The organism is Nocardioides maradonensis (assembly GCF_054777115.1).
Genome location: NZ_BAAHAZ010000006.1, coordinates 97903 through 122649, shown reverse-complemented (window position 1 = coordinate 122649; position 24747 = coordinate 97903). Strand labels below are relative to the sequence as shown.

Sequence of the window (24747 nt, the reverse complement as noted above, 5' to 3'; positions counted from 1 at the left end):
GAACGTGTTCTAAGGCCCCGCTAGGTTTTGGGCCGTGGGCACCTACGCAGTCACCGGGTCCGCGTCCGGCATGGGCGCGGCCGTCGTCGAGCGGCTGCGCGCCGCCGGCCACGCCGTCATCACCGTCGACCTGCACGACGCGGACGTCGTCGCCGACCTCTCCACCCCGCTCGGCCGGCGCCAGGCGTCGACCGCGGTACTCGAGCGGTGCGAGGGCGTGCTGGACGGCGCGGTGCTGGCCGCCGGTCTCGGGCCGGGCACCGGCCGGGACCGCGCGCGGCTGATCCTGCAGGTCAACTACCTCGGCGTGGTCGAGCTCCTCGACGCCTGGCGGCCCGCGCTGGCCGCGGCCGACCGGGCCAAGGTCGTGGCGTTCGCCAGCAACTCCACGACGACCGTGCCGATGGTGCCGCACCGGCTCGTGGCCGCGCTGCTGGAGCGCGACGCCGAACGCGCGCTGCGGACGCTGAGGGTGTTCGGGAAGGCCGCCCCTCCCCTGGCGTACGCCGGCAGCAAGATCGCCCTCGCCCGGTGGGTACGCCGCCAGGCGGTCACCCGCGACTGGGCCGGCGCCGGCATCCGGCTCAACGCGATCGCGCCCGGCGCCGTGCTGACCCCGCTGCTCGAGAAGCAGCTCGCCACCCCGGCCGAGGCCCGCCAGATCAGGAGCTTCCCGGTACCGATCGGTGGCTACGGCGACGCCGGCCAGCTCGGCGACTGGGTCGTCTTCATGCTGTCCGACGCCGCCGACTTCCTGTGCGGCAGCGTCGTGTTCGTCGACGGCGGCTCCGACGCCTGGTTCCGCGCGGACGACTGGCCTCGTCGGTTCCCGACCCGCCGGCTCCCGGCGTACCTGCGGCGGATGCGGGAGTTCCGCGACCGCTGAATTCCTGGCGATACCTAGATTGTCTGGGTATCGTGGTCGCATGGGCACCAACCTGATCCGCGGGCACCTCGAAGGACTCCTCCTGGCGGTGCTGGCCACCCCCGGCCACGGCTATGCGCTCAGCGAGCGGCTGGCCGCACGCAGCCGGGGCGCGCTGACCGTGCCGGACGGCTCGCTCTACCCGGCGCTGCAGCGGATGGAGCGCGCGGGCCTCGTCGACAGCTCGTGGGCGATGGCCGAAGGACGCCGGCGCCGGGTCTACGAGCTGACCGACGCCGGCCGACGGCACGCCACCGCGGCCGCGCAGGAGTGGCGGGAGTTCTCCTCGGCGGTGGACCGCGTGGTCGGAGGGATCGCATGAGCGCCGTCGACAGCTACCTCGGCGAGCTCGAGGCCGCGCTGCGGGTGCGCGGTGAGCGGCGCCGGCGCTTCCTCGCCGAGTGCCGCGACCACCTCGCGGACGCGGCCGCGGTGGCCGGCGCCGACGAGGCGGTGCGCCGGTTCGGGCCGGCGCTCGACGTGGCCCGTGCCTTCGAGGTGGAGGTCGCCGTGCAGCGGGCACGGGCGGCGACCGTGCTCACGACCGGCGGCGTGCTCGGCATCGCGTTGTCGACGCTCGCGCTGATCCACGCGGCCGATGGCGGGCTGGCCGCGCCCGTCGCCTGGGCGGTCGTCTTCTTCGTCTCGGCCCAGACGTCCGCGGTGGCGACGGCCCTCGCACTGCTGCGCGCCGCGGCCATGAGGGACGAGGTCGGCACGCCGGCCGACGTCGCCCTCCTCTGCCGCCGCGGCCGGGTCGCGCTCGCGTTCGCCGCGCTCACCATGCTGGCCTCCGGAGCGGGCGTCCCCGGCCAGACCGACGCCTGGCGGCTCCTGGCCGGCCCGGCGCTCGGCCTGCTGGCCGCGCTCGCGCTGGCCCGCGCTAGCCACCTCGCCCGCCGCCACCGCGACGACGCGGACGCATCGGTGCGGTCGCCGGTCGCCGACCTGGCGGCCGTGGCTCGGCGTACGGCCGCAGCCGTCCCGCAGTGGACGCCTCGGCCGGCCCTGCTCCTGCCGCCGACCGCGGTCCTGGGTGCGGTGGGCGCGTTCTGGTGGAGCTACCTCGACGACCACGGGACAGCCGGCGGTGCGCTGGCGGCCGCCGTCGTCGAGGCCACCTGCGTGGTCCTCGGGTTCGTGGCGCTGGGCCGGCCGCTCGGGCTGTACGCGAGGCGGCAGCCGCGGTAGCGGTCAGGACACCGTCGTTTGTTGAGTAGACCGAGCGAGGTCGTATCGAGGCCAACGGCGGCTTCCCTACGGCACCACCAGGAACCACTCCGTCCCCATCACCCGGGCCGCGAGGGGCCGCGGGAGGGCGAGGAGGAGGGCCACGGTGCGCAGGCCGCCACCGGCCTGGGAGCGGTGGGCGCGGAGAGCCGCGCGCTTGACCTCGAGGTGGGCACGTACGTCGGCGCGCTCGGTCGGGAGCGACGCGAGCTCCGCGCGGCCGGTGTAGATCTCGTCGCCGGGGAGGGTGAGCCCGGGCAGCAGCCGCGCGAAGGGGCGGGCGGCGCGGATCAGCCGCAGCAGCGGCTCGCGGTCGCGGGTGGCCTCGAGCAGCCGCGGGCGCCGGCGGGCCAGGTCCTGGGCGGCCCGGGCGATGCGATGGACGTGGACGTGGTCGGGGTGGCCGTAGCCGCCGTTGGCGTCGTACCCGGTGAGGACGTCGGCGTCCTCCTCGTCGAGGATCCGGGCGACCTCGCCCGCGACCGAGACGACGGAGGCGTCGACGAGCCGACGGCCCGCGTCGGAGGGGGTGGTGGCCATGCCGCTGTCGTCGTACCCCAGCCAGACGACGCGTGCGGCCCCCAGCGCCTGCGCGGCGGCCTCGCCCTCGGACCGGCGTCGGGTGCTCAACGTGGTCGAACCTGTCGAGACCCCGGCCAGCCCGGCTCCCCCGTCGGTCGCGAACACCACGACCACCCGGTCGCCCGCCGCGGCCCGCGACGCGAGCCAGCCGCCGGTGAGGAGGACCTCGTCGTCGGGGTGGGCGTGCAGCGAGACGACGGTCGTCACAGCGGAACGGCCTCCGGCTGCAGGAGCGGTACGGCGACCCGCTCCCCCGCCGTGCGGTAGAGCGCCATCGTCGTGTCGAGCACGTCGCTCCAGTCGTACGCCGGCGCGACCCGGTCGTTGTGCGCGCGGATCCGCTCGCGAAGCAGGTCGTCGGTGAGCAGCGTGGCGACGGCGACGGTCATCTCGCGGTCGCCGTCGACGAGCAGACCGTCGCGGCGGTCGCGGACGAACTCGCGGATCCCGCTGCGGCGGCTCGCCACGACCGGCAGGCCGGCACACCGCGCCTCCAGCGCCGCGAGCCCGAAGGACTCCTTGGGCGCGGGCGCGAGGTAGACGGCGCCGGAGCGCAGCAGCGGCCGGACGTCGTCCCGGTCGACCCGGCCGGTGATGGTGACGACGTCGGCGAGCCCGTGCCGGCGTACGTAGCGCTCGAGCCGGCCGCGGAGCGGACCGTCGCCCACGATGAGCAGCCGGACGTCGCGGTCGGGCACCAGGCGGCGTACGTCGGTGAACATGCGCAACAGCGGCAACGGGCGCTTACGGGGCATCAGCCGCATCACGCTCACGATGGTCAGCGGGTCCGAGGCCGAACGCGCGGCGGCGGCCGGCTGACGCCACGACGCCACGTCGATCGCGTTCGGCAGCACCTCGACGGGCGCGCCGCCGAGCGACCGGCGGAAGGCCTCGGCGGCGGCGGCGCTCACGGCCGACCAGGCGACCGGCCAGCGCCGCAGCGAGGCGAGCGCCGCGAGCCGCACGATCGCGCTCGCGCCGGCCCACATCGAGTGCACCGTGATCAGGGTCGGTACGCCGGCGGCCATCGCCGCCCGCGCCACGCTGATCGAGTACGGCGAGAGCACGGACAGGTGCACGTGCACCACGTCGTACCCACCGATCTCGGCGCGGGCGCGGGCGGCGGGAATCCGCCGAACCCAGGCGGGGTCGGGTCCACCGCCTGGGGTCGGGCTGAGCACGTCGGCCTCGAGTCCGCGGGCACGCTGGTGCCGGACGAGGTCGTCGACGTGGGTCTCGATGCCGCCGAGGCGCGGCAGGAACACGTCGGTCACGTGGGCGATCCGGCGGATCTCGCCGGTGCGCGGCGCGGCCACCACGGCGGTCCGGGTACGTCGGTGCCCCACCAGCCACAGCCCGAGCGCGCCACCGCCGACGGGGATCTCCACGAGGAACACGAAGACCCGGTAGAGCACCGCGCCCGCGGTCACGCCGACCGGGTCACCGCCGAGCGCGAGCAGCACGCTGACCAGGCCGAGGTCGGCGACACCGACACCGCCCGGCGTGATCGGCAGGATCGTGATGAGTCGCTCGAGCGCGAAGCCGGCGAGGATCTCGGTGCCGCTGTTGCCGGCGCCGGTGAGGTGCAGGCACCAGCCCAGCAGCAGGGCCTGGAGGGCGACGTACCCGACCATGCCGACGGACATCCGGAGCCAGCCGTTCACGACGAGCTGCCGGCTCTGCCGGCGGATCTCCTCCAGCGGGCCGCGCGAGCTGAGCAGCAGCGTCGTCACGACGGCGACCAGGGCGACGAAGCCGACCGCCGCGGCGAGGGCGGCGAGCTTCAGCGGACCCGAGACGTGCTCGCCCGCGTGCGCGAGGGCGCCCACTGCGACGATGGGGAGGATCAGCTTGATGCCGACGTCCCAGAGGTTGGTGACGAAGGTGTAGCCCGCGAACCCGCGGGTGTCGATGCCCCACGCGCGCATCATCCGGCGGTTGAGCTCGACGCCGGCCGCCCCGCCGAGGGGGACGACGTTGGCGACCGCGCTGCCGGTCACGTTGAGGGTGAGCGCGCGCCGGTGGCTGAGGCTGGGCGCGGCAGCCGTGAGCACGAAGGAGTGCACGTAGAGGCCGAGCGCCCACAGGCCGACGAGGCCGAGCAGCTCGCTGAGGTGCAGGCCGGCGAGGACGGGGAGCACGCCGTGCCACGAGACGGACACGACCTGCGGCAGACCGATCGCGACCAGCACCCCAGCGAGCATCCAGGAGGCCACGAACCGCAGCCGCGCGCGCCTGCGCGACGACGGCTTCATGGTGGGGACGTCCTCCATGTTTCGCAGGCTAGGAATCCGGCATGAAGGCTTCGTTAAGGCGCGCGCGTCCCGGGTACCGGGCTGCTGTCCCCGACCGTCCCGTTCGGACTAGTCCGGTCGGACCAGGGGGTCGAATCCGGTCGGCCCGAACCCGTCGCCGGCAGGTAAAGGAACGCTCACCGATCTTGTCGCGCCGCCGTGACGACCCCCACCCTGAAGGAGCCGAAGCTGCGGAGGGGCAGCACGTATCGGCGTACACAAGGGAGAACATGATGTCCGCTACTGCATCGAAGATGCCGGAGCTCGAGCCACGGACGGCCACTCACCGCACTGTGTCCCCGGAGCTGAGGGAGACGATCCTGGAAGTCGCCGCCTCGGAGCGCGCACTCGACGACCTGATCGGCTACGCCAACCGTCTGCACCGCAGCAACATCCAGCACGACCCGCAGTCCTGCCTGGTCTGCTTCGGTATCAGCTGAGGGCGAATCGCGCTCGGAAAACCCGAGCGAGGAGGCGGAGGGCGCGAGGAACGAGCAACCGGAGCCGAGGAGATCGGGCTTTCCGGGCGCGATTCGGCCCTCATCCATGAAGCTGAGCTCGATCGCCGCGACCTCGCGGGGTGCCCCCCACATCGACACCCCGCGAGGCTCGAGCAGGTCGCTCGCGCGCGTCGGGTCGGGGATGGACACGGCCGTCGGTCCGGTACGCCGGGCGGGCGGATGCCCCGCGCGACGCGCGCTCAGCCGAGTCTCGACGCCGCGGTCGGCGACTCCTGCTCGTAGTGATAACGACAGGCCGCGATCCGCACCTCGTCGTCGACGGCCTTGTAGACGAGGCGATGCTCGTCGTTGATCCGCCGCGACCAGTAGCCCTGGAAGCCATGCTTCAACGCCTCGGGCTTGCCGATGCCGTCATTGCCGTTGCGCATGACGTCCTGGATCAGCAGGTTGATCCGCTTGAGCAGCTTGCGATCCTCGCGCTGCCACCAGAGGTAGTCGTCCCAGCCCCGAGTACTGAAGACGACCTTCACTCCAAGAGCTCCCGCGCCGTCCCCTTGCCGGCCTCGAGCTCGTCGATGGAGGCGAGCAGCCGCCGGGCGTTGGCGGGGCTGCGCAGCAGGTACGCCGTCTCCTTGAGCGACTCATAGTCGTCGAGGGAGACGATCACTGCGGGCTCACGGCCCGCACGCGTGATGACGACCTCCTCACGGTCGTTTACAACAGAGTCCAGGACCTCGGCGTAGCGCGCCCGGGACTCCGAATAGCTCAGCGTCTTCATGTCTCCTCCTCGACGTACAGGAAAGTGTACGTGACTCGCGTGCAACCCGCCAGGTTCCCCGGCGTCATAGATGTATCGGATCCGATACACTTGCGCCATGGCCCGTTCCCCCCTCGACGACGTCCTCGCGTCTGCCGCGCGCCTGCAGACGCTGGTTCCGGACGCGGTGCTGGTGGGGGGCTCGGCGGCGGCGTACCACGCCCACCACCGCCTGTCCTTCGACCACGACCACGTGCTTGCGGACCTGCGCGATCGGTTCGACGTGGTGCTGGAGGCGTTGGAATCGGATCCGGAGTTCGTGTTCAACCGGGCGACGCCCGGCAAGATCATCCTCGGGAGCCTCGGCGAGATCGAGGTCGGCGTACGGCAGCTGATCCGGGAGCGCCCCGTCGAGTTCGAGGAGGTCTCGGTGACCGACGGGGCCACGGTCCGCGTGCCGACCCTCGAGGAGACGCTCCGGATCAAGGCGTACCTGATCGTGAAGCGCAACCAGGTCCGCGACCACCTCGACGTGGCCGCACTGGCGGACACGATGGGCATCGATGCCGCCGCGGACACGCTGGCCGATATCGACGACTACTACACCGACCCGGCGAAGTCGGGTGAGCCGGTGCGTGACCAGCTCACCCGCCAGCTCGGCCTTCCGCGGCCCAAGGACACCCGCACCATCGACGAGCTCCCGCGCTACAAGGGACTGGTCCCGAGGTGGCAGGACTGGGCGGACGTCACCCACCAGCTGCAGGCGCTCGCGGCGGCGATGATCGAGAGGAGCTGACATGGCACTCGTCTTCCGCAACATCGACGTCGACCCGTCGGCGCCCGTCGAGGAGTGGGGCTTCGAGGGTCTGCTCGCCGCTGTCGACCGGGGCGGCTCCGCGGACTGGCGGCGGATCGCCGAGGCGCTCCGCCGTGACCCGTGGGGCCCGGTCGCGCGCCTGCTCGAGGACGAGGTGTTCGGCGCCGCCGAGGATGCGGGAGTGGTCGGAGCTCTCCGCGCCAACCTCGCCCTGCAGCGGACACGCGCCGAGCAGGAGGAGCGGGACGACGTACGTCGTGAGCTCGCCGCCCTCGTGGAGGCATCGGGCCTGTCACAGGGAGGTTTCGCGCTGTACCTGGGCACCTCGCGTTCACGCCTCAACACCTACCTCTCCGGCAAGGTGGTGCCCTCGGCGACGCTGATGGTGCGTGCCCGGCGGGTCAGCCGAGCAGGCTGAGGTAGTAGTCGCCGAGGTACCCCGCACCCAGGATCGCCATCAGCGCGCCGAGGATCATGAACGGCCCGAACGGGACCGCGCTCTTGCGGCCGGCCTTCTGCGTCGCGATCAGCAGCACCCCGACCAGTGCACCGAGCAGGAATCCGCCGAACGCGCCGACCAGCAAGGTCCCCCAGGACAGGTAGGCCGTCATCGCGCCGACGATGCCGGAGAGCTTCACGTCGCCGTACCCCATGCCGCCGGGTGCGATCAGCCACACCACGAAGAAGAACGCGAACAGCGCCGCCCCTCCCTCGGCCGCCCGCAGCAGCGCGAGCCACTCGTGGTCGACGAGCAGGAGCAGCCCGAGGACTGGGTACGCCGGCAGCACGATCACGTCCGGGAGCCGGCGTACGTCCAGGTCGATGCCCGCCAGCGCCACCCCGACCCCCGCAAAGACCAGGTACGCCGCCAGCGCCCCCCACCCCACGTGCCCATCGGACGCGGTACTGGTCCACGTGTCGGTGGTTGAGTAGCCCGAGCGAGGAACGAGCGAGGGCGTATCGAAACCACCGAGCCCCCCGAGGTACGCGATCCGCCACGCCACCAGTGCGAACAGCACCCCGGTCCCGAGCTCGACCAGCGGGTACCGCACGCTGATCGGCTCCCCGCAGTCCGCGCACCTCCCCCGCAGGACCAGCCACCCCAGCACCGGGATGTTGTGCCGGTTGCGGATCTCGTGCCCGCACCGCGGGCACGCCGACGGCGGCCTGACGATCGACTCCCCCCTCGGCACGCGGTGGATCACCACATTGAGGAAAGAGCCGATAATCAGGCCCAGCAGCCCGGCGAAGCTGGCGATCAACCCGAGAGGCATGTCGCTCAGCGTTTCACGCCCCAACTGAGCACGAGGAGGTTTCCGGGCGGCAGATAGTTGCCGGACAGGTCGATCCCGCCCTGAACGACAGCCTTGACATTCGGCGCCGCACCTGAGGCCGGGCACGATGCGGCGGCAACCGGGCACACGTAGACGTTCAGGAAGAACCTGTTGAGCGGCGTGAACGGGGACGGGCCGGTGTTCTGTACATCGACCAGCGGTGCCACGAGAGAGGGGCTTCCGGTCGCGACGAACTCGACCGCGTAACTCACGACACCCCAGTAGAACAACTTCGACGACGAGTTGTTGATGCCGATGTGGATGGTGCTGCGCGTTGCGTACGTCATCCCGACGATGTTCGCCGTCGTCTTTGGCGAGTTGGCAGTCTGGATCAAGGCACACCCTGTCGAACCGCTTCCGTTCGGCGTGCACAGGCTCGAGGCGGAGACGGCCATCGGACCGGAGCCGATCGATGTCTTGAGTCCGTACAGCGCGATCGGCGGGCCGTCGGGGCTGTTCGACGCACAGATGGTGAAGTGGGTGCCGTTGCCGGAGGAGTCGTTGATGTTGATCTTTGTCGCCCCACCAATGACGAATTGCACTCCCGAGGAGTTCGATGCTGCCGGGTCACCTGGCGCAACACATGCGTCGGCATAGTCACCCGAGCCCCAACCGTTTCCGGTCACCGGGTTGTAACCGGACGCGAAGGTACCTCCGACCACAGTGGTCTTCGACGGCATGCTCCACGGGCTCCCGGCAGGTAGATCGAGGTAGTAGGTGCCGGGGACGAACTGGACGATGTTGTTGGCACACCCGCTGAGTGCGTTGAGGAACGCAGCACCCGCTGCGCCGGAGATGACGCCGGGCAGCACCTTCTGGAACTTGGTTCCGCTTCCACAACTGCTCGCGGGGCCCGGGGTGGGGCCGACGTCCGGGGTGCAGCTCGCCATTGTCGTACAGCTTTGGCTCGTCGCAACCTGGGTCGGCGCCGCCGGCGTGCCATAGGCGGCCGCTGGGGTGTAATTCGTCCGGGCAACGCCTGGATCGGCGCCCCGTGGGTCGTTGGTCGGAGCGAAGTTGCATGTCGGCGTCGCTCCCGCCTGCAAGAAGGTGACCCCGGTACACGTGCCCTTGGCGATTACGTACGTCTTCGGCGTCGTCATGGTGCAGTCGAAAGAGTTGGTACTCGGGTTCGTCGGGCACCAGCTGTCCAGGAGCCCTCCAGAGGAGGCGTCGATCTTCGAGTTCGAGAAGATTCCTCCGCGGATCTTGATCGGTCCGGCATTCGAGCTGACGTAGATGCCGGTTTCGCCGATCGTCGGATCAAGGGTGAGGAGAGCGGTGCCAGGCCCCGCGTTCGGGCACACCTGGTTGGGGTGACAGATGCCGGGGTCCCCGGTGTAGACACCGTTGGTGGGGTCAGGCACGCAGTCGGCGTGGGCCTTCTGCGCGACCGTCCCGGTCCCAGCCGGATAGAAGTTCGCCAAGTCCTCGCTGGTGGCGCCGGTCGTGCTGCAGAGGCCGCTTGAGAGGTCGGAGAGTCTCACTTGGTTCACGACGTACTGTGCGGCAGCGTCGGCCCCGTACTGGTTTGCCGTGGCCTTCCTCGTGCCGATCGTCGCCGCATTGTTGGTGAATGCCTGGGCGAGGAGCGCGGACGAAACGAGCGCAATAGCCGTGATGATGAGGAGGGCAAGAAGCATCGTGACGCCGTCGTCACCACGTCGGTTCCATCTGCGTGTGTTCATGGCGTCTGCCTCCGTTGCCCCACGAGAACCGTCCAATATCCCTGCCCCTTGCCAGAGACGTCCGCTGAGAAGAACCTCAAGTAGACGCCCGTGGCTCCCGTGCCGCTGATTCCGGGACATGCGCTGTAGGTGCTGCCGTCCGTGCTGCACCGAATGGCATGCGACAAGGTGTCAACCGTGTTGGCGATCGTCGTCGACACCGGGGATCCAGACGCACACGAGGTCCGGACGATCGTGCCTCCGGAAGTCGCGCTGGAAGGAGTGCCGTAGTAGGTGACCGTGGTCGTTCCCGGGGTCGTCGTGGTCGACGGCGGCGTGAAACTGAAGGTCGTCCACGTAAAGCTGATCAGAGCCGCACCACCCGCAGGTGCCGATCCGCAGGAGCCCGTGTTGATGCCGTTGCTGGGCGCGAACGTCGTCGCATCGCGTTGCCCGACACTGGCCACGTCGGCCGACCAGTACTGCGCCGCCAACTGCTGGTCCTTCGACTCGAACTGCCGAGCTCGGATGGACGCCGAGTTGATCATGTAGGTGATCAACACCTCTGACAGCGGAACAAGGATCACAGCCAGAATCGTCAGCGTGATCATCAGCTCCGGCAGGGTGAAACCGTCGTCGTTGCGACGCCTACGTCCGTTCAACATGCGTCACCTGCTGCTCCGGTGCACGGCTTGCGTACGACGATCGTCAGGAACTCGTTCGCGCCATTCGCCGCCGTGCCCTTCAAGGTGAGCATCTGGATGTTTCCGTCAGCAGGGCAGGACCCCCAGCTCGGATTGAGCGTTGAAGCCGATGCCTTGGTCAGGCACTTCGCCGATGCGACCGTGACGTTGACCGAGCTTGACGGAGGGGTCCACGAGTAGCTCCCGTTGGGGTCGTAGCCACCGTTCGCGACCGTCTTCTGGATCTGCTCGGCGAAGTCGCGCACGTACGTCGCCGACGATGATCGGCCGCGATCCTTACCCGAGAGCGAGGCGCTCAACGCCAAGCCAGTCATGATCGCGACGGCTGCCAGCCCGAGGATCACCAGCGCTACGAGCACCTCGATGAGGGTCTCGCCGCGATCGTCCCCCCGGACCGGCTTCATCCAACTCACACCTTGACCTGGTTGAAGATGCCGTACATCGCCGATACCAGCGCCACAGCCACGAACCCGACGATCAGTCCCATGGTGACGATGACGACCGGCTCGAACAGCGCGGTCAGCTTGGCGATCTTGTAGTCGAGCTCGGTCTCGTAGTACTCGGCCGTGACTTCGAGCTGGGTATCCAGGGATCCGGTCTCTTCGCCAACGCGCAGCATCGACGTCGCGGTTCCCGGGAACAGCTGGGTCTGCGAAAGCGGTCCAGCGATGCCCTGGCCCTCGAGCATCTGCTCACTGACAGCGTGCAACCGACGGACGAAGACCCGGTTGCGGAGCGCGTCGGTGGTGACGGCGAGCGATTCGGTCAGGTTCACGCCAGCCGAGACCATTGAGCCGAGCACACGGCAGAAACGCTCCACCAACGCGTACTGGATGGTCTCGCCCAGCACAGGGATCTTGAGCAGGAGAGCATCTCGCGCGTACTTCCCGCGGTAGAAGCGAGTGGCGACGAAGTACACCACCCCAACAGTTCCTGCACCGGCCAACAAGGCCCACCACCATTGCCCGAGGAAGTCCGTGAAGGCCATCAGCGCACGCGTCGGCCATGGGAGCTTCGCGTCGAGGCTGGCGAAGAAGTCCTTGAACTTGGGCAACACGTAGATCGCGAGAATCAAGACCGTCACGACGGACATGCCGGCGACGACCAGTGGATACATCGCCGCGGACTTGATCTTCCGGCGTGCGGCCAAGTCCCGCTCGATGTAGGTCGACAGGCGCGCCAGCACTGTGTCCAACTCACCGGTCAGCTCGGCGGACCGGACGATGCCGCGGTAGAACTCGGGAAACACCTTCGGGTATTGGTCAAGGCAGTCCGAGAAGCGCTCACCACCGCGCAAACCGTCCTCGATGTCATTCATCATCCGACGCACCGAGGAGTTCTCGCTCTCCGCGCCGATGGCGTGGACTGCGTCCAGGATCGGCAGGCCGGCCCTGAGGAAGGCTGCGATTTGGCGGGAGAGGTGCATGACCTCCTCCCGCTTGATCCGCGGTCCGGAGATCTCGTACTGCAGGATGCTCTTCTTCTCGGTGACCTTGAGATCGCGGAGATCGCGGCCGTAGAGCTCAACCTCGGCGTCACCACGGCTGGGCGCCTTCTGGGTGCCCTTGACCGGGCGACCGTCCAAGGCGACACCCGAATAAGCGAACTTCGGCATTGTCAGACTCCTGCCACATAGATCGAGCGCATGACTTCAGCGGGCGTGGTGATGCCGTCGGTCACCAGGCGCGCACCCTGCTCCTGAAGGGTGCGCATGCCTTGGCTGCGGGCCAGCTTGCGCATGTCGTCCTGCGGCGCGCGCTCCACGATCAACTCCCGCACCTCGTCGCTCACCGTCAACAACTCGTAGACCCCTACACGGTCGAGGTAGCCAGTGTGCGCACAGAAGTGACAGCCGGCGCCATGCACGAATCCGAGGGCTGGCTCCTGGGCGCCGAGGCTGTGCAGGAAGCCGAGCTCGTCGGCGGTCGGGCGATAGGCCTCGAGGCAGTTGGTGCAGCTGCGACGTACCAGCCGCTGCGCGACGACCGCGCTGACGGACGACGCCACCAGGAACGCCTCGATGCCCATGTCGAGGAGTCGGTAGAGCGCGGAGACCGACTCGGTGGCGTGCAGCGAGGACAGCACCATGTGGCCGGTGAGGGCGGACTGGACGGCGATACGGGCTGTGTCCACGTCGCGGATCTCGCCGACCAGGATCACGTCCGGGTCCTGGCGCAGGATGGACTTGAGGCCGCCGGCGAAGGTGATGCCGGCCTGCTCGTTGATCTGGATCTGGTTGATCGAGTCGAAGGTGTACTCGACCGGGTCCTCGATCGTCATGATGTTGCGGTCGGCCGTGTCCAGCTCGCCGAGGGACGCGTACAGGGTCGTGGTCTTACCACCGCCGGTCGGGCCGGCGCAGATGATCATCCCGTAGGGCTGGTGGATCAGCTTGCGGTAGCGGTCGGCCGTGTCGGCAGGCATCCCGAGCTGCGCCAACTGAAACAGCGGCCGGCTCTTGTCGAGCAGCCGCATGACCACCTTCTCGCCGCCGACGACGGCCGTCGTCGCGACGCGGATGTCGACCTCGCGGCCCTCGACCTCCATCGAGATCTGACCGTCCTGTGGCCGGCGGCGCTCCACGATGTTCATGCCGCCCAGGATCTTGACGCGGCTGACGAGTGCCGGCCCGATCGATCCCGGCAGGTCGAGCACGTCCGATAGGGCGCCGTCGATGCGGTACCGCACTCGGACGCGCTCGCCGGAAGGTTCGATGTGGATGTCAGATGCCCGGTCGCGAAGCCCTTGGGTGATGATCTTCTGCACCACCTGGACAACAGGCGCATCTTCGTTGACCTGCACCGAGTCCAGCTGGCTTGCCTCGCGCCGCAAGCTGTCGCGTGCCTCGAACGCAAGCAGATGCGTGCCAACCTCGGCCGTCGCCTTGTACTCGGTGTCGAGCGCCCGATCGAGCGAGCGGTGCGTTGCCACGGCGGGGCGTACGGTGCGTCCGATCGCCGCAGCGATCACCGCTACGTGCTCTGGCGAAGGGTCGACGACGGCGACCGTGACCTCGTCGTCGGAGACCGCGATCGGGAGTGCTCGCAGATCCAGCGCACGCTCACGCGGCAGCAGCTGCACGGCGGCCGGGTCGGGGTCGGTCGTGCGGAAGTCAACGACACTCCGCCCTGAGGCAGCAGCGACCGCCTCGGTCAGATCCTCGTCGCTGATGACATTGCTGGCAATCAACTTCTGGGCAAGGGTGCCGATCCCTTCTCCATTGCGCGCCGCATCGAGCTGATAAGGCTGGACTCGCCCGGCGGTGACGAGCAACCGACCAAGGCGGTCGTCCGCCTCCTCGCGGGAGGACCGGACGACTGGCTGGTCGTCGTTCTTCTTCCCCTTGAACCTCATTGAGCGCTACCTGGCGGGAACAGGGGCGGAGTACCTCGGGCGGACGTCGATGTCCTTCGGGTACAGGCTGCGGGCGGCTGCGTCCTCGTAGGTGACGATCTCCTGCTGGACGAGTTGGGAGAGGGTCTGCTCGAGGGTGACCATGCCGTCCTGCGCGCCGGTGACCACCGAGTTGCGCAATTGGTGGGTCTTGCCCTCCTTGATCAGGTTGCGCACGGCCGGCGTTGCAGTCAGCACCTCGTAGGCAGCGACCATGCCCCCACCGATCCGCGGGATCAGCCGCTGGTAGACGACGCAGCTCAGTGCGGCGGCGAGCTGAACCCGGATCTGGGCCTGCTGCTCAGCTGGGAAGACGTCGATCATGCGGCCGATCGACTGCGCGGTGTCGTTGGTGTGCAGGGTGGCGAAGACCAGGTGGCCGGTCTCGGCCACGGTGAGGGCGAACTGGATGGACTCAAGATCACGCATCTCACCGACGAGCAGGACGTCGGGATCCTCGCGAAGGACGGAGCGCAGCGCCTTGTTGAAGGAGCCGGTGTCGGTGCCGACCTCACGCTGGTTGACCGCGGACGTCTTGTGGTCGTGCACGTACTCGATCGGGTCTTCGATCGTGATGATGTGCGCGCCGCGGTGGGTGTTGATGTGGTCGATGAGCGAGGCGAGTGTCGTCGACTTGCCGGAACCGGTAGGTCCCGTCATCAGGATCAGGCCCTGGTGGCGCAACGCCAGGTCGCGGAGCGCCGCAGGTAGGCCGAGCTGGTCGGGGGTCGGGATCACACGCGGGATCATCCGCAGGGCTACGGCGGTCAGCCCTCGCTGGGTGAAGGCGTTACCGCGGATCCGCGCGTGCTCCCGCCAGGAGAAGGAGAAGTCGTACTCGTGGGCCTTGTCCCAGTGCCCGGCCTGCTCCGCTGTGAGCACCTGACCGAGGAGACCCTCAGTATCGTCGCCGGTCAGCACCCTGGCGTCGGGTACCGGGCGCAGGTTGCCGTCGACGCGGATCATCGGCGGAAGGCCAGCGGTCAGCAACAGATCCGTGCCCTTCGCCTGCCAGAGAGCGTCGAGTAGATGGTCGACGTCGGCACCGATCTGGTGCAGGTGCGCGTGCATGCTGACCCCTCGAGAGGTGAGTTGGTGACGGTGGTGGTGCAGTGTCGAAGCCGAGAAGAGGGCCGCCGTGTGCCGACGGCCCTCTCTAAAGTCGGATCAGGGGCAGACGATCGATGCGGCCGGCAGCTGGCCGGTGGCGCTGATGGCGTCGGCCGCAGCGATGTGGGAGGCACCCGACGGGTCGGAGTGCAGGAAACCGTCCGTCACCAGACCGTGGACCGTCGCCGGGTATGCGCCGTTCGAGGCGAAGTCAGCTTCGATGGCGGTCTGGACAGTCTCGACCTCCGCCTGGCACGCGACCTTCTTGCTGTTGTTGGTCACGCCGCGGACGGAGAAGACGACGATCGCGGCGAGGACACCGAGGATGATGATGACGATGAGGAGCTCGATGAGCGTGAAGCCGTCGTCAGCGGAGCGGCGGCGCTGGTTCTGCAGAGCACGAAGCATGTGAGTTTCCCCCTGGGAAGTGTTGTGCGAACTGTTGGCTTCCCGAGAGATTTCGTAGGAAGACTGGCACCGGGATCCGGGGGTCCGTAGCAGAACCGGGATTTCTTTACAATGCGCAATTCCCAGGTTTTTTGCGGCGTTCAGTGCTTCGTCATCCGCACCCGCGTGACCGCACTTTCGGGGCCTTCGGGACGGGCGAAATCTTGCACGGAAGTGCACGCATCGGGCTTGTTTCCGGGGCGCTGTGTCGGTGAGGTCGCGGGTTTCGATACGCGCTCGCTCGTTCCTCGCTCGCGCTACTCAACCAGCGACCTCCGGCTCGTTCCTCGCCTTGTTGGTTTCGATACGCCCGGCGCGACTTCGCAAGCTCAGTCGCGACGGGCTACTCAACCAACGAACGGGGCGACGGGCTACTCAACCAGCGACCTCCGGCGGTCGGTCACTCCATGGTGGCGATGATCGCGGCGAGGTCGGCGGGGGTGGTCTGGGGGTTGACGATGGCGAAACGGGTGCAGACCTGGCCGTGGTGCTTCGTGGGGGTGACGAAGGCGAACTGGTCGGCGAGGAGGCGCTTGCTCCAGGCGTCGTAGTCGGCCTCGGTCCAGCCGATGCGCTCGAAGATCAGCACCGACAGGTCGGGCTCCACCAGCAACCGGAGGAAGGGCGCCTGCTCGATCAGGTCGCGGCCGGCGCGGGTGACCTCGAGGGTGCGCTCGACGGCGGCGACGTACGCATTGGTGCCGTTGACGGCGAGCGAGAACCAGAACGGGAGGCCGCGGCCACGGCGGGTGAGCTGGATCGCGAAGTCGCTCGGGTTCCACTCCCCCTCGACCGTCACCGGGTCCAGGTAGCCGGCGCGCTGGGTGTGCGCGGCGCGGGCCAGGACGGGGTCGCGGTAGAGCAGGGCACAGCAGTCGTACGGCGCGAACAGCCACTTGTGCGGGTCGACGATGAACGAGTCGGCGCGCTCCACCCCCGCGAACAGCGAGCGGACGGAGGGGGCGGCCAGCCCAGCGCCGCCGTACGCACCGTCGACGTGGAACCACCAGCCGTGCTCCTCGGCGACGTCCGCGAGGCCGGCGAGGTCGTCGACGACGCCGAGGTTCGTGGTGCCGGCGGTGCCGACGATCGCGAAGACGGCGTCCCGCTGCGCCTGCGTCGCACCCGCCAGCCAGGCGCGTACGACGTCCCCCGTCAGCCGGCCGCGGCGGTCCCCCGGCAGCAGCACGACGTCGACGTCCATCACCGACTCCAGTGCGTGCTTCACCGACGAGTGCGTCTCGTCGGTCAGCAGCACCGCCCACCGTGGCGGGCGGGAGCCGCGCCGGTGCTGGGCGGCCGCGCGGGCGGCGACGAGCGCGGAGAGGTTGCCGATCGTGCCGCCCTGCACGAAGACTCCCCCGGCCTCGGCCGGCAGCCCGGCCAGGTCCGCGACCCAGCGCAGCGCCTGGTTCTCCGCGAAGACGGTGCCCGAGCCCTCGAGCCAGGAGCCGGCGTACACCGAGGATGCGCCTACGAGCATGTCGAACGCAGCCGCGGCCTTGCTGGGTGCGCCGGGGATGAAGGACAGGTAGCGCGGGTGGTCCACCGACAGGCAGGCCGGGCCGAGCGTCTCCTCCCACAGCCGAGCGGCCTCGCCACCCATGCCCGCGGGAGTGATCGTCTGACCGACCTCGCTCAGCAGGTCCTCCGGCGTCCGCGTCGTGTCCAACGGGGCAGCCATCTCCAACCGCTCCTGCGACATGCGCAGCAGCTCCCGGACCAGCGCGGCCACCGCATCGTCGTACACGTGCACGTGGCGACTCTAGGACGCCGCGGGTGACGTGGGCGGGAGCACAAGCACCGGAAACCGTCTCGGATCCGAGACGCGCCATTTCATGGTCCCTTCACGGCCTGGTTCGTACGGTCGGGGCATGTTCGACCTGACCGTGCTGTGGGGACCCACCCAGGAGGGCTGGTTCGGCGACGTCAACCGGTTCGCGATCCACACCGCCTGGTTGCACACGCCCGCCCGCCTCTTCGCGCAGTACGGCGTCGCCGTTTTCGCCGTGCTGCTGCTGGTGTCCTGGCTGCTGGCGCGGCGGACCGGCGACGCGCGACGCGTGGCGGCCGCGCTGTGGGCACCGTTCGGCGTCCTCGTCGCGGTGGGGCTCAACCAGCCGATCTCGAACGGGGTCGCGGAGGCGCGGCCGTACACGGTCTTCCCCCACGCCCTCACGCTCGTGGCTCGCTCCACCGACTTCTCCTTCCCCAGCGACCACTCGGTGATGGCAGGCGCCGCCGCCGTCGGCGTGCTGCTCGCGAACCGCCGGCTCGGCCTCGTCACCGCCGCCCTCGCGGTCCTGATGGCCGCCACCCGCGTGTACGTCGGCGCCCACTGGCCGCTCGACGTCGTCGCCGGACTGGCCATCGGTGCGGGCTTCGCCCTGGTCGTGTACGCCGTGGTGCGGCAGCTCCTGGTGCGGATCGTGACGCGGCTCGGGGAGAGCCCGCTGCGGGTGCTGGTCCGCTGAGCGTTCTCGCGGGTCGCTGCGGTCGACGAGGAGGTTGCGCGGCAACCGCCACGCGACCACCGCCATTGCTTCCTTCGGGGCTGGTCGGTGCCCTGACCTGCGAAAATGCTTGTGAATAACCTCGCTCATCTGTTCGATCAGCGGTATCATCGGAGGTAGTTGACCAGCCTCATCTCGGGAGCTTGCGATGACCGTGGACCAGGTGCTCTGCCACCCGATCCTCGGCTGCGCCCGCGACCTCGAGAAGGCCCTGCAATCGGTCGCGGAGATGCCCGCCGAGTACCTGCGGACCCGGGACAAGGAGGCCGCGCTCCTGACCCTGGCACGGGTCAAGGCAGAGGCCGCCGAGCTCGAGCTGCGGATCCTCGCGGCCGCCTCGGACGTGGCCGAGGAACATGCCGCCCGTGATGCCGGCACCTGGTACGCCCACGCCACCCACGTGACCGCCACCGTGGCCCGCGCCGAGCTGCGGTTCGCCGAAGCGCTCCAAGCCCACCCGCTCACCGCGGTCGCGATGCGCGCCGGTGAGGTCAACCCCGCCCAGGCCCGGGTCATCATCCGGTCGATCGACAAGCTCTCCGACGACGTCGACGAGCTCACCAAGGCACGGGCTGAGAAGCACCTCATCCAGCTCGCGGGCACCTACGACGCGAAGGACCTGGAGGTCCTCGGCACGAAGATCCTCGAGGTCGTCGCCCCCGACCAGGCCGAGGCTGAGCTCGGCAAAGCCCTGGAGCGTGAGGAGCAAGCGGCCCGCGACAAGTGCTCCGTGAAGCTTTCGCGTCGAGGTGACGGGACCACCAAGATCACCGCCCTCCTCCCCGACTCCATCGCGGAACGTCTGACGGCCTATCTCGATGCCGAGGACTCACCGAGGGTCGTGAAGAGCAGGAGCCGTGGTGAGGCGTTCTGCCGGCTCCTGGAGAACCTCGACCCGAACCGGCTGCCCGACCACGGTGGCGACGCCACCACCGTCATCGTCACTACCACGCTCGATGCCCTGAAGAGCGACCTCGGATCGGCGATGCTCGGCTCCACCGTGATCAGCGCGTCCGAGGCCCGCCGGCTGGCGTGCACCGCGAAGATCATCCCGGCCGTGCTCGGCGGCAGGAGCGAGGTCCTGGACCTCGGCCGGGCCCAACGCTTCTACACACCACCGCAACGCAAAGCCATGCGGCTACGGGACAAGCGGTGTCGCGCCGAGGGCTGCACCATCCCGGCCGCGTGGACGGAAGCACACCACCTGAAGCCCTGGTCCCACGGAGGCAGGACCGACTTCGCCGACGGAGTCCTCCTCTGCTCCCACCATCACCACCGAGCCCACGACACCCGGTACACCATGACCAAGCTCGCGACGGGCGATTTCCGATTCCACCGCCGGACGTAGACCAGCGACGATCGCGAGTTACACGTGCCTGGCCTCTATGGGTCAGGTGACCCATGGGGTCGAGCGCCCCGAGACGCACCGCTCTTTCCGTGGCGGCCGCGGAGCGGCGGCGCGGGCGAAGCCCGTGCCGACTCCGCGCCGACCAGCCGACCGGTAAGGACCCGCGGTCAAGGCCGGCCGAAGGCCGCCGCGCAGCGGGGCGAGCGCAGCGAGCAGCCTTGACAGCGGGGACCGGTCGGCTACGGTGCGGCCGCCCCAGACCAGCCCCGTGGGAAGCAACAGGCGTGGTCTCGTGACGGCCGTGGCCGGCCTCCTCGACCACCGCTCGACATCCGTTTCTCGAACCCGCGCTCGGGTACCGCGCATCGGTGCGGGCTTCGCCCTGGCGGCGTACGCCGTGGTGCGGCCGCTCCTGGTGCGGATCGTGACGCGGCTCGGGGAGAGCCCGCTGCGGGTGCTGGTCCGCTGAGCACGGAACGCACCCGAGCGCCCGGTAGCGGCTGCCCCCAGCCCGCCGCCACCGGGACGATTCAGTCTGGCCCCTGCGGGCCGGTGGCCGCTACGCCTTGGTGAGAACCTGGCTGATCCTGGTCTGCGCCGAGAGGTTGCCGACCTTGTCGTAGGAGCGCGCCTGGACGAGCAGCGTGCCCTTCCGGAGCCCCGCGATCCTCGGCGCCTGCCACTTCCCCGCCGCGACATCAGGGAACGCGGGCCAGACGTCGGTGGTCGTGAGCGTCTTCTGCAGGTTGGCGTAGCCCTTCGACCACCTGCGGGTCGAGTAGTCGTAGCCGTACCAGATCCCCGCGCGTCGCTCGAGCACGATCACGATGGCCGTCCTGGCGCCGCTGCCGGTGTCGAAGGCGGTGCCGTGCACGACGGGCCACGCACGCACGTGGGAGCGCTGGGCGGGCGACGGCCACGCGATGTGGATGGTCGGCTTCGACGAGTCCATGGTGACCGTGATCGTGGGCAGGTCGATGATCGCCGGGTTGCCCGCCTCGTCCGTCAGTCGCACGGTGGGGTGGTACGTGCCCGCTGCGATGTAGTCCAGCTGGTGGGTGATGTCCGGGCCCCACGCGACGTAGCCGGAGCCGTCCCCCGGGTCGATCTCCTGGGTGATGTTCGCAGGAGACGAGGTGTCGTCGCTGACGCCCATCCTGGTCACCGTGACCGCGACGGCGTTGACCACGCCGCCGACGTAGTCCTGGGTGTGGTCGACCGAGAAGACACCGGTCGGCGGAGTGGTGTCGGCGGCGAGTGCCGGCGAGGCGATGCCGAGAGCGAGAGCGGCCGCGGCGGCCGTGGTGAGGGCGCGACGAAAGACGGACATGACGACTCCAAGAGGGCGCGTTCGAGTGGTGAGTTCCCGAGCAGAGGCCGGCTGGTCACGGGGAGTCCGCCGACGCCGGGCGCCGAGTCGATCCGTGGTCCGAGGCTACGACCAAGACGCCCGCAGCGCAGACGAACGCCGTTATCAGAGCGCGCCGGCCTAGACAAGTCCACGATTTCAACGAACGACCGGGGAGCGGCGGTCGTTGGTTGAGTAGCCCGAGCCGCCAGACGAGGGCGTATCGAAACCAACGGCTCTGCCGCTGTCGCTGGTCTCGATACGCCTCCTCGGCTAACGCCTCGTCGGCTGCTCAACCAACGACAGAGCGCCGTTTCTCGAACCCGCGCTCGGGTACCGCGCTCCCGTGAGGCGATTTCCCGTACTGCTGGCGGCGCTGGTGGCGGGGTTGCTCCTCACCGCGTGCGAGCCGAAGAGCCCGGACCGCGCCGAGTGGCGCGACGACGCGTACTACGCGGTGTCCGACACCTCGTCCGCGGTGGCGACAGCGACCCTGGTCGTCCGTCAATTGACGTTGGGCAAGATCCAGCAGAGCTATGCGCAGGTGGTGCTCGTCGCCGCCGAGGACGCGGCGGGCACGCAGTCCAGCTCGTTCGGGGCGCTGCAGCCGGCGCCCGTGGACACCGCCCGTTACCACCAGGTCACCTCGGCGCTGTCCGACGCCGGTGACGTGCTGGCCGACGTGCGGATCGCGGTGGTGCGGCAGGAGTCGTCGACGTACGCCTCGCTCCTGAAGCGGCTCGACCAGCAGACCCAGGCGCTCGACAAGGTCGTGAAGGACCTCGGCGGACTGCGGGGCAAGCCGTGAAGAAGTACCTGCAGATCGGGCTCGGCATCCTCACCGCGATCGGCGGCTTCGTCGACATCGGGGACCTCGTCACCAACGCCCAGGTGGGTGCGAGGTTCGGGCTCTCCCTGGTCTGGGCGACCCTGCTCGGCACCGTCGGCATCTGCGTCTTCGCCGAGATGTCCGGCCGCGTCGCCGCCATCAGCGGCCGCGCGACCTTCGACCTCGTGCGCGAGCGGCTCGGCCCGCGCTTCGGGCTGCTCAACCTGGTCGCCTCGATACTCGTCACCTTCCTGACGTTCATCGCCGAGATCGGCGGCGTCGCGCTGGCGCTCGAGCTCGTCGCCTCCGTGCAGGAGGTGCTGATCGTCCCGTTCATCGCGCTGATCATCTGGCTGGTGCTGTGGCGGGCGAAGTTCAACGTGATCGAGAACGTCTTCGGCCTGCTGGGGCTGGCGCTCGTCGTCTTCGCGGTCGCGCTCTGGCAGCTCGGCCCCGACTGGGGCAACCTCGCCCACCAGGCGGCGACCTTCGGGAAGCCGCACGACGAGCTGTGGTCGACGTACGCCTACTACGCGGTGGCGCTGTTCGGGGCCGCGATGACGCCGTACGAGGTCTTCTTCTTCTCCAGCGGCGGCGTCGAGGACACGTGGACCGACCAGGACATCGGGGTGATGCGCTCCAACGTGCTCATCGGTTTCCCGCTCGGCGCCCTGCTGTCCGTGTCGATCGCCGGCAGCGCGTGGCTGGTCCTCGGTCCCCTCGGCGTCAGCGTCGACGCGCTCGGCCAGGTCGGGCTCCCCATCGCGGCCGCCCTCGGCAAGATCGGCCTCGCGATCGCGCTGCTCGGCTTCTTCGCCGCCACCTTCGGCGCGGCCTGCGAGACCGGTCTCAGCGTCGGCTACAGCATCGCGCAGTACATCGGCGCCCAGTGGGGCAAGTTCGTCCGGCCGGCCGAGGCGATGTTCTTCCACGTCGTCATCGCGCTCTCGACCCTCGTGGCCGCGGGAGTGCTGATCACCGGCGTCGACCCGGTCATGGTGACCGAGCTGTCCGTGGTGTTCTCCGCGGTCGCGCTGCCGCTCACCTACCTGCCCATCCTCATCGTCGCCAACGACCCGGACTACATGGGCGAGCACACCAACGGCCGGTTCGCGAACACGCTCGGCGTGATCACGCTGGTCTTCGTGCTCGCTGCCGCCCTCGCCGCGATCCCGCTGCTGATCTGGACGGGGATGGGCCGATGACGACCACGCCGAACCGGCTGGAGGACACCTTCGACGCGGTCCTCCACCTCCTCGACCGCCAGATCCTCGACTCCGAGGGCCGGATGGCCGGCAACGTCGACGACGTCGAGCTGGCCGACATGGGCGCCGGCATCGAGATCACCGGCCTGATGACCGGGATCAGTGCGTACCTGCACCGGATCGGCGGCCGCGTGGGCGCGCGCCTGGTGCGGGGGTACGGCGAGCTGCTGCCCGCCGAGCCGCACAGCAACCAGCCCTGGCGGATCCCCCTGGACAAGGTCGACCGCGTCGAGAGCGCGGTCCACCTCGGCGTACGCCGCGAGGGGTTGCTCGAGCGCGGACCGGAGCGACTGCGGCTCGGCGACCTAACCGGCATGCGCGTGGCGGGCGGCAGGAGCCGCGTCATCGACGCTCGCTTCGAGCCCGTCGACGGCCGGCTGCTGCTCCGCGCGCTCGTCGTCGGGCGGGGCGGCCCGGGCTCGTACCTCGGCTACGAGCGCAAGGACGAGCACGGCCCGTGGGTGCTGGCCAAGCTCGTCCGCTGGTGGCACCGCCACACCTACGTGCTCGACATCGACAGCGTCAGCATCGACTGGGACACCGGCCAGGTGACCCCACGACAGGAGGCCCGATGAAGCTCCCCCGACCCCGCGGCGCACTCAGCGAGAGCCTCGTCTCCCTGCTGGGGACCGGCTCCGGCCGAGCGACGCCGCCGCCGGACCTGGCCGAGAGCGAGGACGACCGGCACCTCGCGCTGTGGATGCTGCACGAGCTGCACTACCGAGGGTTCGACGAGGTCGACCCGCGGCTGGAGTGGGACCCCGAGCTGCTGCGCCTGCGTGGCGCCCTCGAGGACGGGCTCGAGCGGTGGCTGCGGGACCTGACCGCCAAGGAGACCCTCGCGGCGACCGAGGAGACCGACGACCTGGTCGGGCAGCTCGAGCACCTCACCCGCGACCAGCCGGGCGAGCTGGCGGCGTACCTCCAGCGCGAGGCGGACGTGGAGCAGTACCGCGAGTTCCTCGTCCAGCGCAGCCTCTACACGCTGAAGGAGTCCGACCCGCACGCCTGGGCGCTCCCCCGGCTGGCCGGGCCGGCCAAGACCGCGCTCGCCGAGCTGCTGCACGACGAGTACGGCGCCGGCGTACCGTCGCGGCTGCACCAGACGCTGTACGCCGACGCCCTCACCGGCGCGGGCCTCGACCCGACGTACGGCGCCTACGTGGACGACACCTCGTGGCCGGTGCTGGCCCACAACAACGCGATGTCGCTCTTCGGCCTGCACCGACGGCTGCGGGGCGCGGCGATGGGGCACCTCGCCGCGTTCGAGATGACCAGCTCGTTGCCGTGCCGGCGCTACGTGCAGGCGGCCGAGCGGCTCGAGCTCGACGCACGGGTCGTGCGCTACTTCGACGAGCACGTCGAGGCGGACGCCGTGCACGAGCAGCTCGCCGCGCGCGCCATCTGCGCGGCGCTGGTCGCGGACGAGCCGCAGCTGCACGACGACGTGCTGTTCGGGGCCGCGGCCTGCGTCGCCCTGGACGAGCTCGCCGCGACGTCCCTCCTCGACGTGTGGGCCGCGCGATGAGCAAGTCGGTCCGGGCCGTGCCGGTCCCCGGCGGTCCGCTCCTGCTGCGCGGGGCCGACGAGGTCCTCGACGAGCAGGGTCGCCCACACCCTGTCGAACGGCCGGTCGTGGCCCTGTGCACCTGCGACCTGAGCCAGCGCAAGCCGTGGTGCGACGGCACGCACAAGGTCGCGGCCGGCCGCGGCCAGGGGTGAC

Annotated in this window: 28 protein-coding genes; 14 read left to right on the top strand and 14 right to left on the bottom strand. The window is 69.7% G+C overall.

Features of this window, described 5'->3' with window-relative positions; translation table 11 throughout:
* The first annotated feature begins 34 nt into the window (after positions 1-34).
* The 3 genes from ACYVAQ_RS08700 to ACYVAQ_RS08690 are packed head-to-tail and all read left to right on the top strand — an operon-like array spanning position 35 to position 2116.
* Positions 35-886: an SDR family oxidoreductase gene (locus tag ACYVAQ_RS08700; RefSeq protein WP_460788337.1), complete on the top strand. Its 852-nt coding sequence runs from the start codon at positions 35-37 to the stop codon at positions 884-886.
* A 40-nt stretch (positions 887-926) separates the two neighbouring features.
* Positions 927-1247, top strand: coding sequence for a PadR family transcriptional regulator (locus tag ACYVAQ_RS08695; protein ID WP_460788335.1), 321 nt, complete (start codon positions 927-929; stop codon positions 1245-1247).
* Positions 1244-2116: an HAAS signaling domain-containing protein gene (locus ACYVAQ_RS08690; RefSeq protein ID WP_460788333.1), complete on the top strand. Its 873-nt coding sequence runs from the start codon at positions 1244-1246 to the stop codon at positions 2114-2116. Before ACYVAQ_RS08695 ends, ACYVAQ_RS08690 begins: the two co-directional genes overlap by 4 nt.
* A 66-nt stretch (positions 2117-2182) precedes the next feature.
* On the opposite strand, the gene ACYVAQ_RS08685 is transcribed toward ACYVAQ_RS08690, so the two are convergent.
* Both ACYVAQ_RS08685 and ACYVAQ_RS08680 read right to left on the bottom strand, forming a co-directional pair.
* A complete protein-coding gene (locus tag ACYVAQ_RS08685) occupies positions 2183-2944 on the bottom strand; it encodes a PIG-L deacetylase family protein (protein WP_460788331.1) in 762 nt (253 codons plus the stop codon).
* Positions 2941-5010 (bottom strand): glycosyltransferase, encoded by a 2070-nt coding sequence (locus ACYVAQ_RS08680; RefSeq protein ID WP_460788329.1) that lies wholly within the window; start codon positions 5008-5010, stop codon positions 2941-2943. The genes ACYVAQ_RS08685 and ACYVAQ_RS08680 overlap by 4 nt, the downstream gene beginning before the upstream one ends.
* A gap of 275 nt (positions 5011-5285) precedes the next feature.
* Between ACYVAQ_RS08680 and ACYVAQ_RS08675 the strand changes: the two genes are divergently transcribed.
* Positions 5286-5471: a hypothetical protein gene (locus ACYVAQ_RS08675; protein ID WP_460788327.1), complete on the top strand. Its 186-nt coding sequence runs from the start codon at positions 5286-5288 to the stop codon at positions 5469-5471.
* A gap of 260 nt (positions 5472-5731) precedes the next feature.
* On the opposite strand, the gene ACYVAQ_RS08670 is transcribed toward ACYVAQ_RS08675, so the two are convergent.
* Together ACYVAQ_RS08670 and ACYVAQ_RS08665 are read right to left on the bottom strand one after the other, a co-directional pair.
* Positions 5732-6022 carry a Txe/YoeB family addiction module toxin gene (locus tag ACYVAQ_RS08670; RefSeq protein ID WP_460788325.1) on the bottom strand — a complete coding sequence of 97 codons (291 nt, stop codon included), beginning with the start codon at positions 6020-6022 and terminating at the stop codon, positions 5732-5734.
* Complete coding sequence (locus ACYVAQ_RS08665; RefSeq protein WP_460788322.1) at positions 6019-6270, bottom strand: type II toxin-antitoxin system Phd/YefM family antitoxin; 252 nt, start codon at positions 6268-6270, stop codon at positions 6019-6021. Before ACYVAQ_RS08665 ends, ACYVAQ_RS08670 begins: the two co-directional genes overlap by 4 nt.
* 97 nt (positions 6271-6367) lie before the next feature.
* On the opposite strand from ACYVAQ_RS08665, the gene ACYVAQ_RS08660 reads away from it, so the two are divergent.
* Positions 6368-7045 carry a hypothetical protein gene (locus ACYVAQ_RS08660; RefSeq protein ID WP_460788321.1) on the top strand — a complete coding sequence of 226 codons (678 nt, stop codon included), beginning with the start codon at positions 6368-6370 and terminating at the stop codon, positions 7043-7045.
* 1 nt (position 7046) lies between these two features.
* Positions 7047-7484, top strand: coding sequence for a helix-turn-helix domain-containing protein (locus ACYVAQ_RS08655; protein WP_460788319.1), 438 nt, complete (start codon positions 7047-7049; stop codon positions 7482-7484).
* Here ACYVAQ_RS08655 and ACYVAQ_RS08650 read toward each other — a convergent pair.
* The 9 genes from ACYVAQ_RS08650 to ACYVAQ_RS08610 all read right to left on the bottom strand — a co-directional run bounded on the left by ACYVAQ_RS08650 (position 7468) and on the right by ACYVAQ_RS08610 (position 17477).
* Positions 7468-8340 (bottom strand): prepilin peptidase, encoded by an 873-nt coding sequence (locus tag ACYVAQ_RS08650; protein ID WP_460788317.1) that lies wholly within the window; start codon positions 8338-8340, stop codon positions 7468-7470. The two genes, ACYVAQ_RS08655 and ACYVAQ_RS08650, sit on opposite strands and share 17 nt — an antisense overlap.
* Positions 8341-8345: 5 nt before the next feature.
* Positions 8346-10088 carry a hypothetical protein gene (locus ACYVAQ_RS08645; RefSeq protein ID WP_460788315.1) on the bottom strand — a complete coding sequence of 581 codons (1743 nt, stop codon included), beginning with the start codon at positions 10086-10088 and terminating at the stop codon, positions 8346-8348.
* Complete coding sequence (locus ACYVAQ_RS08640) at positions 10085-10732, bottom strand: PulJ/GspJ family protein (protein WP_460788313.1); 648 nt, start codon at positions 10730-10732, stop codon at positions 10085-10087. The genes ACYVAQ_RS08645 and ACYVAQ_RS08640 overlap by 4 nt, the downstream gene beginning before the upstream one ends.
* Complete coding sequence (locus tag ACYVAQ_RS08635) at positions 10726-11175, bottom strand: type IV pilus modification PilV family protein (protein WP_460788311.1); 450 nt, start codon at positions 11173-11175, stop codon at positions 10726-10728. The genes ACYVAQ_RS08640 and ACYVAQ_RS08635 overlap by 7 nt, the downstream gene beginning before the upstream one ends.
* 5 nt (positions 11176-11180) lie before the next feature.
* On the bottom strand, positions 11181-12386 hold the full coding sequence (locus tag ACYVAQ_RS08630) for a type II secretion system F family protein (protein ID WP_460788309.1): 1206 nt from the start codon (positions 12384-12386) through the stop codon (positions 11181-11183).
* Positions 12387-12388: 2 nt separating this feature from the next.
* On the bottom strand, positions 12389-14125 hold the full coding sequence (locus tag ACYVAQ_RS08625; RefSeq protein ID WP_460788307.1) for a GspE/PulE family protein: 1737 nt from the start codon (positions 14123-14125) through the stop codon (positions 12389-12391).
* Between the two features lie 6 nt (positions 14126-14131).
* The gene (locus ACYVAQ_RS08620; protein WP_460788305.1) at positions 14132-15235 is read right to left on the bottom strand and encodes a type IV pilus twitching motility protein PilT; all 1104 of its coding nucleotides are present in this window, start codon (positions 15233-15235) and stop codon (positions 14132-14134) included.
* A gap of 96 nt (positions 15236-15331) precedes the next feature.
* On the bottom strand, positions 15332-15682 hold the full coding sequence (locus ACYVAQ_RS08615; RefSeq protein WP_460788303.1) for a prepilin-type N-terminal cleavage/methylation domain-containing protein: 351 nt from the start codon (positions 15680-15682) through the stop codon (positions 15332-15334).
* Positions 15683-16121: 439 nt separating this feature from the next.
* Positions 16122-17477 (bottom strand): pyridoxal phosphate-dependent decarboxylase family protein, encoded by a 1356-nt coding sequence (locus ACYVAQ_RS08610; protein WP_460788301.1) that lies wholly within the window; start codon positions 17475-17477, stop codon positions 16122-16124.
* Between the two features lie 118 nt (positions 17478-17595).
* On the opposite strand from ACYVAQ_RS08610, the gene ACYVAQ_RS08605 reads away from it, so the two are divergent.
* The 3 genes from ACYVAQ_RS08605 (at position 17596) to ACYVAQ_RS08595 (ending at position 20051) form a co-directional block, all read left to right on the top strand.
* On the top strand, positions 17596-18195 hold the full coding sequence (locus ACYVAQ_RS08605) for a phosphatase PAP2 family protein (RefSeq protein ID WP_460788298.1): 600 nt from the start codon (positions 17596-17598) through the stop codon (positions 18193-18195).
* Between the two features lie 187 nt (positions 18196-18382).
* Positions 18383-19582 (top strand): HNH endonuclease signature motif containing protein, encoded by a 1200-nt coding sequence (locus ACYVAQ_RS08600; RefSeq protein ID WP_460788296.1) that lies wholly within the window; start codon positions 18383-18385, stop codon positions 19580-19582.
* A 292-nt stretch (positions 19583-19874) separates the two neighbouring features.
* A complete protein-coding gene (locus ACYVAQ_RS08595; protein ID WP_460788293.1) occupies positions 19875-20051 on the top strand; it encodes a hypothetical protein in 177 nt (58 codons plus the stop codon).
* A 90-nt stretch (positions 20052-20141) separates the two neighbouring features.
* Here the strand turns inward: ACYVAQ_RS08595 and ACYVAQ_RS08590 are convergent, their stop codons facing one another.
* Positions 20142-20912, bottom strand: coding sequence for a hypothetical protein (locus ACYVAQ_RS08590; RefSeq protein WP_460788291.1), 771 nt, complete (start codon positions 20910-20912; stop codon positions 20142-20144).
* 364 nt (positions 20913-21276) lie between these two features.
* Here ACYVAQ_RS08590 and ACYVAQ_RS08585 point away from each other — a divergent pair, with 364 nt between their 5' ends.
* The 5 genes from ACYVAQ_RS08585 to ACYVAQ_RS08565 are packed head-to-tail and all read left to right on the top strand — an operon-like array spanning position 21277 to position 24746.
* On the top strand, positions 21277-21738 hold the full coding sequence (locus ACYVAQ_RS08585; RefSeq protein WP_460788289.1) for a hypothetical protein: 462 nt from the start codon (positions 21277-21279) through the stop codon (positions 21736-21738).
* Positions 21735-22964, top strand: a complete 1230-nt coding sequence (locus ACYVAQ_RS08580) for an NRAMP family divalent metal transporter (RefSeq protein ID WP_460788287.1) — start codon at positions 21735-21737, stop codon at positions 22962-22964. Before ACYVAQ_RS08585 ends, ACYVAQ_RS08580 begins: the two co-directional genes overlap by 4 nt.
* A complete protein-coding gene (locus tag ACYVAQ_RS08575; protein WP_460788286.1) occupies positions 22961-23599 on the top strand; it encodes a hypothetical protein in 639 nt (212 codons plus the stop codon). The genes ACYVAQ_RS08580 and ACYVAQ_RS08575 overlap by 4 nt, the downstream gene beginning before the upstream one ends.
* Positions 23596-24552 carry an iron-containing redox enzyme family protein gene (locus tag ACYVAQ_RS08570; protein ID WP_460788284.1) on the top strand — a complete coding sequence of 319 codons (957 nt, stop codon included), beginning with the start codon at positions 23596-23598 and terminating at the stop codon, positions 24550-24552. Before ACYVAQ_RS08575 ends, ACYVAQ_RS08570 begins: the two co-directional genes overlap by 4 nt.
* Positions 24549-24746, top strand: coding sequence for a CDGSH iron-sulfur domain-containing protein (locus tag ACYVAQ_RS08565; protein ID WP_460788283.1), 198 nt, complete (start codon positions 24549-24551; stop codon positions 24744-24746). The genes ACYVAQ_RS08570 and ACYVAQ_RS08565 overlap by 4 nt, the downstream gene beginning before the upstream one ends.
* The last annotated feature ends 1 nt before the right edge of the window (position 24747 follow it).